The sequence below is a fragment of the Shewanella sp. 10N.286.54.B9 genome (assembly GCF_041468565.1).
Taxonomy (GTDB): Bacteria; Pseudomonadota; Gammaproteobacteria; order Enterobacterales; family Shewanellaceae; genus Shewanella.
Genome location: NZ_JBFRIY010000059.1, coordinates 69,546 through 79,459, shown reverse-complemented (window position 1 = coordinate 79,459; position 9,914 = coordinate 69,546). Strand labels below are relative to the sequence as shown.

The following is a 9,914-nucleotide window of genomic DNA, read 5'->3' as shown; positions in this document are numbered from 1 at the left end:
CCCAGTAGATTACCTTAACCAGCTCCATTTACAACCCTGTTTTATAACAAAAATTTTTCATCTCCCACGGCAATGCCACCCGTCAATCACAGGTCTCTCTCCCACTGCTCTCAGTCTTGTTGACTTGTTTTTAATTCTTCCAATGAAGACGTCAAACTCGTACTTCTTAATTCCGCACAAATCACACAATCTATCGACAAGCCATATTTATCCATCACGGCTTGCCAGTCTGGTAAGCTTGGCATTTTATAATCAGCTTGCCCTAGTGCTTGCCTCGCTTGATTCAAGCGGACTAACTGACTGGGGTGGTAAAATCCGTAATAGCGGATCATCTGTTGGTTAGGGAGCGGTAGGTGACGTAAAATCTGCCGTTCAAAATCCGCGATAGCATACCGACTTCTGACCATTTTATGAGTGCGGTGATCGCGATACTTAAATAGCACCTGTTCCGCTTTTATCCCTAATATTTGGTGGTTTTTCAGTGCTCCGCCACGTAAGTAGCGCGCTAAATATTTTGCCACTCCAAAGCCATGGCTGTAAGGCTTACACGCGTAAACCTGCCATTTAACTCTGCCTAATTTATTAAGCAAATTGATTAGTGTTGTTGTGCTCTGAGCATTTGGCAACGAAACCTTACCTTCGTCGATCGCCACTTTCAATTTTGCAATCAATTTTCCCCTAAACATTCGCTTCACTATTTCAGCGGGTAATAAATGTTTACTGCGCGGTTGTCGCCATTTCTTCTGTTCATCGAGTCCTCCATGACTTATTAAGCAATGTATATGTGGGTGATCACTTAAATTTCGCCCCCAAGTATGCAGGGCAAGTAAGAACCCCACCTGTACACCTAAATGTCGTTTATCGCAGAGGAGGGTTTTTAATGTTTCAGCCACACTGCTGAACAATACACCTTGAAACCAAGCACGATTGAAGCGCCAAAGTGGCAAAAGCTCATGAGGACAAGTAAAGATCCAATGATGGTGTTGAGTATCAAGTAATCGAGCAGACCAATCGGTAAGCCACTGCTCGCGTTTTACTGATTGGCATTGCGGGCAACCTCGGTGTCTACGGAGTTATAGAACACACCACATAAATGGCCTTGTTCACAATATTGCCCGTGACTGCCCATTTTTTGCGTCCGGCAGGCCGTGATTGCGTCGATAGCTTTGTGTTGATAGCGCGGCAACTTAATCCCGAAATGTTCGGGTAGATATTGAGTGAAAAGTTGTTGTAAGGAATATTGCGTCATAGCAATAAATGTAGACTATACTGTATAAAAAACCAGTGTCATTTAAATGGGGAAATAACGGATAGGAACCTTCTCCGGACTCCGTCCGGCATGTCCAACAGCTTATTCATTAGTCGCTCGATAACGTTCTCGGCAACTAGTTAATTTTTGAACAAGTTATCACTGCTAAAGCATTGCTGTAAATAGAAAATTTCTACGTTGAAGTGATAGAAGCTGCCTTGTTGGCATAGGAGAAAGAGAGCCTAGGGTGTTCAATGGGTCCGTGTATCACTTTTTTACATTTTCTATAGTTTTGATTTTTATCGGTTTTTTTAAATTTTAAAAAATTATCGATGCCTGGCAGCGCTGTTTTTGGCATCTTTATTTGCGCAATAATTGGTGTTTTGGGTCACTTTCAATTATACCTGTATATCCATACAGTATATTTTTGGGGTAACTATGAAAGAATCCGGTTACATTAGTGCTATCAGAACTGAAATAAGAGTGCGTCACTACAGCTATCAAACTGAGAAGTCATATCTGTACTGGAATCGATATTTCATTAACTACTGTCAGATCAGCCATGGTTCAGAGATTTCGGCCTCAAAAATTGGTCAGTTCTTATGTTATATCGCTGAGCAGTGCAATGTTTCGGCAAGCACACAAAAACAAGCACTATGTGCGCTTGTTTTTGCTTGTCGTTTCGTACTAAAGATGGATACAGCTGGGCTAGATTTTCCCTATGCAAAAGCACCAAAACGTATACCCCAAGTACTTTCTGCGGAAGAAGCTAAACAAATCATCAGTCAATTGTATGGCTACCATTATTTAATAGCCGGGATCCTGTTTGGATCAGGACTTAGGTTAAAGGAAGCGCTGCGGTTAAGAGTAAAAGATATTGATCTAACTGAGAAGTCCATTTTTGTTCATCAAGGTAAAGGTAATAAGGACAGGGTTTGTATTCTGCCTAGTGAACTTATATTACCGTTAAAAGCTCAAATTGAATCCGTTAAATCAGTTCACAATAGCGATCTTAGGGCGGGGTTTGGCCTAGCTTCCTTACCAATATCTCTGATTAAAAAATACCGAAACAGTGCTAAAAAATTTCATTGGCAGTTTGTCTTCCCCGCAAGTCGACGGTGTCTTCATCCTAGTGATGACTATATTTGTCGGCACCATATTCACCCTACGGCATTTTCAAAAGCATTACGTCTCGCGACGAAGCAAGCGGCAATTGATAAGCGCGTTACAGCGCATACGTTTAGGCACTCATTTGCGACAGCATTATTGAGAAAAGGCTATGACTTGCGAACGATTCAGGAGTTATTAGGTCACACAGATATTAAAACAACACAAATTTATACTCATGTTATTGGTACTCATACCAGTGGTGTAGTGAGTCCGTTCGACGCGTAAACATTTTGAAAATTAAACATTAAAAAGCACGGCCGATATTGAGCAGCCGTGCTTGCTGTTGCGCGGAGAGGGGACCTAGACGTTAGTCGTTAGGTATTTGCTGTTACCTTGCCGTCGCAGCCTTCATATTACGAGTAAACTCTGCGAGTGCGTTAAGCAGCTGCGCTTCATTGTCTTTGTTGGCATCAATGATTTTAACCACCGCTGAGCCTGAAATCGCGCCTGCTGCCCCTGCATCAATGGCGGCTTTCACCTGTTTAGGCTCTGCAATACCAAAGCCCAGTAGCGGCGGCGCACCATTAAACTCTTTTAGGCGGTTTAGAATATCAGTGATTGGCATACCGGCTTTTGATTCTGTGCCGGTCACGCCTGCGCGCGATAACAGGTAGGTATAACCTTCACCTTTATCGCTGACAAGTTGTAATGTTTCGCTGTCGGCATTGGGCGGTGCAATAAATATCGGTGCGACGTTATGCGCTTTTGCCGATGCAATGAATGGCTCAGCTTCTTCAACGGGCACATCGGCGATAAGTACTGAGTCAACGCCTGCGGCTTGCGCTCTGGCATAAAATACGTCAATCCCATTCGCGTAAACCAGGTTGGCGTAAAGCAGCAAACCAATCGGTAACTCTGGGTATTTAGCGCGCACAGCGCTCAGCATGTCGAAGCATTGCGACGGCGTTGTCCCTGCGGCGAGTGAGCGCAGGTTGGCACCTTGGATCACCGGGCCGTCAGCCAGCGGATCAGAAAAGGGGAAGCCAAGCTCTAGCGCATCGGCGCCATTTTCGACTAGGGTGTCGATTATCTTCAAAGACAGTTCAGGAGACGGATCGCCTAAAGTGACAAAAGGAACAAATGCGCCTTGGTTTTTCTCATCTAGTGCGGCAAAGGCTGCCTGATAACGATTACTCATTGCCACTCTCCTGCGTTGTTGAGTTGTCTGCTTGCTGCTTTTCTAAAATGTCAGCTACGGTGAAAATATCTTTGTCACCACGGCCCGATAGATTAACCACTAGTAAGGTTTCTTTGGTGGCTGCTTTGGCAAGTTTGACAGCGTAGGCAAGGGCGTGCGCTGACTCTAGCGCGGGAATAATGCCTTCGCTACGAGCTAACAGTTGGAAGGTTTCTAGTGCTTCATCATCGGTTGCTGACTCATAAGTTGCACGACCGGTTGCGGCAAGGTGTGCATGCTGCGGTCCAACAGATGGGAAGTCGAGCCCTGCAGATACAGAGTAAGACTCTTCAATCTGACCCTCGCTGTCTTGCATCAATGGCGCTTTCATACCAAAGAATATGCCAGTTTTACCATGCTTTAACGGCGCGCCATGCATTGGGGTATCGATACCTTTACCCGCAGGTTCAACCCCAATTAATGCCACTTCCTCTTCATCGATGAAGTCGGCGAACATACCGATAGCATTTGAGCCTCCGCCGACACAGGCGATAACGGCATCGGGCAGGCGACCTTCACGCTCGAGGATCTGCTGCTTAGTTTCTGCGCCAATCATGCGCTGAAATTCACGCACAATCGTTGGGAATGGGTGTGGTCCAGCTGCGGTGCCTAACAGGTAGTGCGCTTTATCGTAACTGGCAGACCAATCACGCATCGCTTCATTACAGGCATCTTTTAGAGTGGCAGAACCTGAAGTCACAGGAATAACTTCTGCGCCCATTAGTTTCATTCTAAAAACGTTAGGTGACTGGCGTTCAACATCTTTGGCGCCCATATACACTTTGCATTTTAAGTCGAGCAGCGCACAAGCAAGGGCGGTGGCTACACCGTGTTGGCCAGCGCCGGTTTCGGCGATGATCTCTTTCTTACCCATGCGTTTAGCGAGTAAGGCTTGGCCTAATACTTGGTTGGTTTTGTGCGCGCCGCCGTGGAGCAAGTCTTCACGTTTTAGGTAGATCTTAGCCAGTGGGTTTGGGCTAAGATTACGGGTGAGCGTGAGTGCTGTTGGACGACCGGCATAGTTCTTTAGTAGGTCGGTAAACTCTTTTTGAAACGCTTCATCTTGTTGCGCTTCGATAAAGGCTGTTTCTAGCTGTTTTAATGCAGGCATTAAAATTTGTGGTACGTACATGCCGCCGTATTCCCCAAAGTAGGGGTTTAACTTACTCATAATATGGTCCTTTATCTTTCATTTCTAACGCGATGCTAAGGTTATTAGCATCGCGTGGGATTCGATTCATTTGTACGGTAACGAGTACCGTAAATAGTGCTTTATCTAGTATTGACGCAACTTGGCAAAAGTTTGGCTGATCAGTTGATGATCTTTAACGCCAGGGCTTTGCTCGAGGCCGCTGTTAAAGTCGAGCCCGTAGAACCCTTGGCTAGCTGCTTGCTTAGCATTATCTGCACTTAAGCCGCCAGCGAGCAGTGCGTCGCTGCGATTAGGGAGTGACTGTTGCCAATCAAAGGCTTGGCCTGTGCCGCCAAATTGACCATCGCTTTTACTGTCAAACAAGATGCGGTCGGCATTTTTCGGTACGTTAAGCTCGACATTGTTAGTGCTGCTATCAATAGCCACGGCTTTCCAAACTTGGCATTGACTGTTTTGTTTTATCAATGCCTGTTTTAGTGTGTCAATTTCAAGCGAGGTTTCACTGCCGTGCAGTTGCACCGCATAAAGACCTAATTGCTTTGCAATTGCGGCAATTTCATCACTATTTTCGTTAACAAAAACGCCCACTAAGTTAAGCTTATAAGTTGTGGCATTTAATGCTGTCACCAATTCAACGGCTTGTGCCTTGGTCACTGCTCGTGGCGATTTTTGTGCAAAAATAAGTCCGCCATAGACTGCACCTTGTTTTGCCACTTCAATCAAGTCTTCGAGGCGGGTTAAGCCGCAGACTTTATTGTGGCCCAAGGTTAATGTTCTGCAGGCTAAGTCTAGATCCTCTTCAGCCATTAATGAACTGCCAACCAAAAAGCCGTCGACTAATGGTGCTAACCGACGCACTTGCGCTTGATTGTAGATCCCCGATTCACTGATCACGACTCTGTCTGCCGGAATATGCGGCGCTAAGGCTTCGGTGGTGGCGAGATCGGTCGACAAGTCGCGTAGGTTGCGGTTGTTAATGCCGATGATGGCGGCATTTAGCGCAATAGCGCGGGTCAATTCTGCTTCGTTGCTGACTTCGGTTAAAATATCTAACTGATATTTAGCCGCTTCTTCTGCGAGCCTTTGGTACTGACTATCGTCAAGCACTGAAAGCATCAGCAAAATGGCGTCTGCACCTTGGTGCGCTGCGAGTTTGATTTGGTACGTATCGACGAAGAAGTCTTTACACAAAATAGGCTGCTTGACTCGGGCGCGAACTCTTGGAATATAGTCCATATCGCCTTGGAAAAACTGCTCATCGGTGAGCACTGAGATCCCCGCAGCGTAATGGTTGTATACATCGGCGATAGCATCGACATCAAATACGTCTCTGATTAACCCTTTTGATGGGCTGGCTTTTTTACACTCTAAGATAAAGCCTGCATTGGGCGCTTTTAGTGCATCATACAAACTTCTATCAGACTGCTTAGGTGATAAGCTCTCTTCTGGAAAGCGCAGCTTTAGTGCTGCCATGTGAGCGGCTTTAGTATCAACAATTTTAGTGAGCACATTGCTCTCTTTCGCTTGGGTGTCACTGGCCATTGGTGCTTCTCTTAGATCGGTATGAATGTCTCTTGCTTGAGTACTGGCTTTAATATGCGCTTCATTACTCACAACTAGGCTCCTTTTGCTGCTTGGCTAGCATCGGCGAGGGCCGTCAGCAATGGGTAGGCTTTACCGCTTTCAATGGTCGCCAGCGCTAATGCTGTACCCGCTTTTACTGAATCCACGACACCGGCCACATACAAGGCGCAACCTGCGTTAATGGCGACAGCATTCATATGTGCCGTAGTGCCTCTACCTTGCAGTATCGCACGGGTAAATTCGGCGTTCTCTTCTGGTGCACCACCTTCAAGGTCGGTCAACTTTGCTTCTGCTACGCCTAAATCTGCAGGAGTGATGCGGTACTCACTAATTTGGCCATCTTTTAGTTCGTGCACTAAAGTATCGCCATGCAGGGCGACTTCATCAAGACCACTGCCATGGACGACCATTGCGCGTTTTATGCCGAGTGCTTTGACGACTTGTGCGATAGGTGCAACAAGCTCGGGGCTGTAAACACCTAATAGCATAAAGTCAGGATGAGATGGATTAATCAACGGCCCAAGTACATTAAATAAGGTACGTGTTTTGAGTGCTTGGCGCACAGGTACTGCGTGAGCCACACCGCCATGGTAGTGCGGCGCAAATAAAAAGCATAAGCCTAAGTTATCAAGACAATCTCGGGCGATTTCTGGCGCCATGGTTAAATCGATACCAAACTGCGCGAGTAGATCAGATGAGCCTGATTTACTCGACACGCTGCGGTTACCATGTTTGGCCACTTTAGCCCCAGCCGCGGCGGCGACAAAGGCGGCGGTAGTAGAGATATTAATGGTGTTATGACCGTCGCCGCCGGTGCCAACAATATCAACGATTCCTTGGGCGACAGTTGCTTCACTTGCATCTGGAAAGGGTTTGGCTGCGGCTCTAAGTGCATCTGCAGCACCTGATATTTCATCAATGGTTTCGCCGCGCATTTTCATCGCAACCAACATCCCAGCCATGGTGATTTGATCCATTTCACCTTGAATGATAGCGCTAACCAGTGTTTTAGCATCTTGCCGGCTTAAGCTCTCACCTCGGTAAAGTGACTCAAGCAGTAGGGCATTTTCAGTAGGTTGGCTCATGATGTTTGTCCTTTTACGTCTTGCTGGGCGAGTGATTGTGCCAAGTATTCCAGTGACTGCACTAATAACTGACTGCCAAGGGTGGTGAGAATCGATTCTGGGTGAAATTGAAAGCCGACCGCTTTATCTTGGCGGTGTATTATCGCCATTGGCATATCTTCAGTCGTCGCTATCACCTCTAAACATGCTGGAACGAGTGTTGCCACAAGACTGTGATAACGAGCAACAGGCAAAGGCGAGGGCAGGTTAGCAAAAATATCTTGTCCATTGTGAATGGTAGGACTGGCTTTGCCATGCACCACTTGCTGGGCACGCTCGACTTTACCGCCATAGTGCTCAACTAACGCTTGATGTCCTAAACAGATCCCCAACATGGGGACTTTACCTGCCACTTTGCTGATTAAGCTCATTAGCGAGCCAGCTTCGTGAGGCGCACCAGGACCTGGTGATAACACTAATGCCGCAGGCGTGGTTTCGTTGAGTAACTTGTCAGCAATAAAGTCGGCATCGACATCGTTGCGATAGATAATAACTTCATAGCCTAGGCTGCGAAATTGGTCGACAAGGTTATAGGTGAACGAGTCAAAGTTATCGAGTAGATAGATTTTCATAATCCACCTCCCATCTTAATGGCTGAAATGACGGCTTGGGCTTTTTGTCTGGTTTCATCGGCCTCAGCTTGCGGATCGGAGTCAAACACCACACCAGCGCCTGCTTGGATAAAGGCGGTGCCGTTTCTGACAAAGGCTGAGCGTATAACAATACAGGTATCCATATCGCCTAAACCGTTGAGGTAGCCAACCGCGCCGCCGTAGCTGCCGCGGCGAGTTTTTTCGGCGCCGCGAATAAGCTGCGCCGCGCTCACTTTTGGCGCTCCGGTTAATGTACCCATGTTCATACAAGCTTGATAAGCATGCAGTGCATCTAAATCGGTTCTAAGCTGACCGGTGACACGGCTAACAAGGTGCATGACGTGGGAGTAACGATCTACCTTTAATAGCTCAGGGACTTTTCTCGTGCCACTTTGGCTGATGCGGGCTACATCATTTCGAGCCAAATCAACTAACATGATGTGCTCGGACAGCTCCTTTTTATCTAACCGAAGCTCGAGTTCGTTGCGGCTATCAAGGTCAAAGTCAATCTCACCGCTTGCTGTCTTGCCGCGCTTACGGGTACCAGCGATAGGGTAGATCTCAACTTGATTAGTGCTTGCTTCATATTTAAGTGCACTTTCAGGTGAAGCGCCAAATAGCGTAAAACCTTCACCTCTAAAGTAAAACATGTAAGGGCTTGGGTTGGTCAGCCTAAGTGCACGATATGCGCCGAGTGTATTGGGGCAGGGTAGGCTGAAGCTTCGTGATGGCACCACTTGGAAGATATCACCTGCAACAATGTGCTGCTTTAAATCATTAACCGTTTGCTTAAACTCGCTATCGGATATGTTGACTTGAGTGTTGGCATCAACAGTTTTGAGATCTGGGATAGCAGTGAGTGTGGTGCAGCTTTGTTGTAACTCAGCCATACGCGCAGCAAGCTTGTTTGCTATTGCAGCATTGGCTGGTGCAAACAGGTGGGTAATAATGTCGGCACTTTGCTGCTGGTGATCAACTAAAATCAGCGTTTCGGCGAGGTAGAACAGGTAGTCTGGGCAGCTATTGTCGCCTTCAGGGACTGAAGGCAGTGGCTCAACAGTATCGATAAGATCGTAAGACAATACGCCACCAAGAAACAGATCTTCAAAAGCGGGGGTATCGCTGCAACGAATATGCTGCACCAGCATACGCAGGCCATCGAGTGGCGAGGTGGCTTTTAAGCGCGCATCTTCATCGAGCTGGGTACTGTCTTTGCAAAGCTTAACCGTTAACGCGCTAGTAGAGACATGCTCAAATTCAACATCGGCAAAGTGCTCGGCGAAAAAGGCTTTGATTGGTGCGAGTAGCGTTTGGCCGTTATCGGTGAAAGCGGTAAAAGTTAATTGGTAACCATCACAGCGGATCATCATGGCTGCGTGGGTCAAAATAATGCTTTTAAGATGGTCTTTGCTTTCTATTTCTGCAGACTCTAATAACATAGTATGTGGCGCGTCGTTGGTCACATGCTGATACAAGCGCAGCGGATCGTCATGGTAAGCGAGCGACTGCTTATTCGTCACAACTTTAGCGATAGAATTTACTGCCATGCTAAGCTCCTGCCGTAGGTAATAATGGGTTGTTCATTGTTATATCTCTTTTTAATACTTTAAAATCAAGAGCCTGCTGCTTGTGGGTTTTGTATCAAATTCTACTGCTAAAAAATTAGATACAAAAAAGCCCGCAATTGTGCGGGCTTTTTTGTTGAATTTTGTCTCAAACTGATTGAGCACAGAATTTCACACCACCCGCTAATTTGGGAAGTGCCACCACCAATTAATGTTTTGGAAAGTTGTAAACTGTGTCATTTAACGTTCAATCATGTTTGTTGTCGTGGCTATATAAAAACATTTGCAGACAAAGGCTG

At 46.5% G+C, this 9,914-nt stretch carries 9 protein-coding genes, 1 pseudogene and 1 other annotated feature; of the genes and pseudogenes, 1 reads left to right on the top strand and 9 read right to left on the bottom strand.

Annotated elements, in window-relative coordinates:
• Positions 1 to 110: 110 nt before the first annotated feature.
• The 3 genes and pseudogenes from AB4135_RS18790 to AB4135_RS18780 all read right to left on the bottom strand — a co-directional run bounded on the left by AB4135_RS18790 (position 111) and on the right by AB4135_RS18780 (position 1,249).
• Complete coding sequence (locus tag AB4135_RS18790) at positions 111 to 839, bottom strand: transposase (RefSeq protein WP_371994977.1); 729 nt, start codon at positions 837 to 839, stop codon at positions 111 to 113.
• A gap of 135 nt (positions 840 to 974) precedes the next feature.
• Positions 975 to 1,055, bottom strand: a pseudogene (locus AB4135_RS18785) (hypothetical protein); the annotation flags it as partial.
• Positions 1,034 to 1,249, bottom strand: a complete 216-nt coding sequence (locus AB4135_RS18780; RefSeq protein WP_371994976.1) for a transposase zinc-binding domain-containing protein — start codon at positions 1,247 to 1,249, stop codon at positions 1,034 to 1,036. The gene AB4135_RS18780 and the pseudogene AB4135_RS18785, both read right to left, overlap by 22 nt.
• Before the next feature lie 438 nt (positions 1,250 to 1,687).
• Here AB4135_RS18780 and AB4135_RS18775 point away from each other — a divergent pair, with 438 nt between their 5' ends.
• Entirely contained in the window at positions 1,688 to 2,644 is a 957-nt protein-coding gene (locus AB4135_RS18775) for an integron integrase (RefSeq protein ID WP_371994975.1), read from the top strand.
• 103 nt (positions 2,645 to 2,747) lie between these two features.
• On the opposite strand, the gene trpA is transcribed toward AB4135_RS18775, so the two are convergent.
• From trpA to AB4135_RS18745, 6 genes are all read right to left on the bottom strand, one after another.
• Positions 2,748 to 3,557, bottom strand: coding sequence for a tryptophan synthase subunit alpha (gene trpA, locus AB4135_RS18770; protein WP_371994974.1), 810 nt, complete (start codon positions 3,555 to 3,557; stop codon positions 2,748 to 2,750).
• Entirely contained in the window at positions 3,550 to 4,767 is a 1,218-nt protein-coding gene (gene trpB, locus AB4135_RS18765) for a tryptophan synthase subunit beta (protein WP_371994973.1), read from the bottom strand. Before trpB ends, trpA begins: the two co-directional genes overlap by 8 nt.
• Positions 4,768 to 4,872: 105 nt before the next feature.
• Positions 4,873 to 6,291 (bottom strand): bifunctional indole-3-glycerol-phosphate synthase TrpC/phosphoribosylanthranilate isomerase TrpF, encoded by a 1,419-nt coding sequence (gene trpCF, locus AB4135_RS18760; protein ID WP_371994981.1) that lies wholly within the window; start codon positions 6,289 to 6,291, stop codon positions 4,873 to 4,875.
• 74 nt (positions 6,292 to 6,365) lie between these two features.
• Positions 6,366 to 7,418, bottom strand: a complete 1,053-nt coding sequence (gene trpD / locus AB4135_RS18755; protein WP_371994972.1) for an anthranilate phosphoribosyltransferase — start codon at positions 7,416 to 7,418, stop codon at positions 6,366 to 6,368.
• Positions 7,415 to 8,029, bottom strand: a complete 615-nt coding sequence (locus AB4135_RS18750) for an aminodeoxychorismate/anthranilate synthase component II (protein ID WP_371994971.1) — start codon at positions 8,027 to 8,029, stop codon at positions 7,415 to 7,417. Before AB4135_RS18750 ends, trpD begins: the two co-directional genes overlap by 4 nt.
• On the bottom strand, positions 8,026 to 9,597 hold the full coding sequence (locus AB4135_RS18745) for an anthranilate synthase component 1 (RefSeq protein ID WP_371994970.1): 1,572 nt from the start codon (positions 9,595 to 9,597) through the stop codon (positions 8,026 to 8,028). Before AB4135_RS18745 ends, AB4135_RS18750 begins: the two co-directional genes overlap by 4 nt.
• A 121-nt stretch (positions 9,598 to 9,718) precedes the next feature.
• Positions 9,719 to 9,828 (bottom strand) — a sequence feature (Trp leader region).
• Between the last annotated feature and the right edge of the window lie 86 nt (positions 9,829 to 9,914).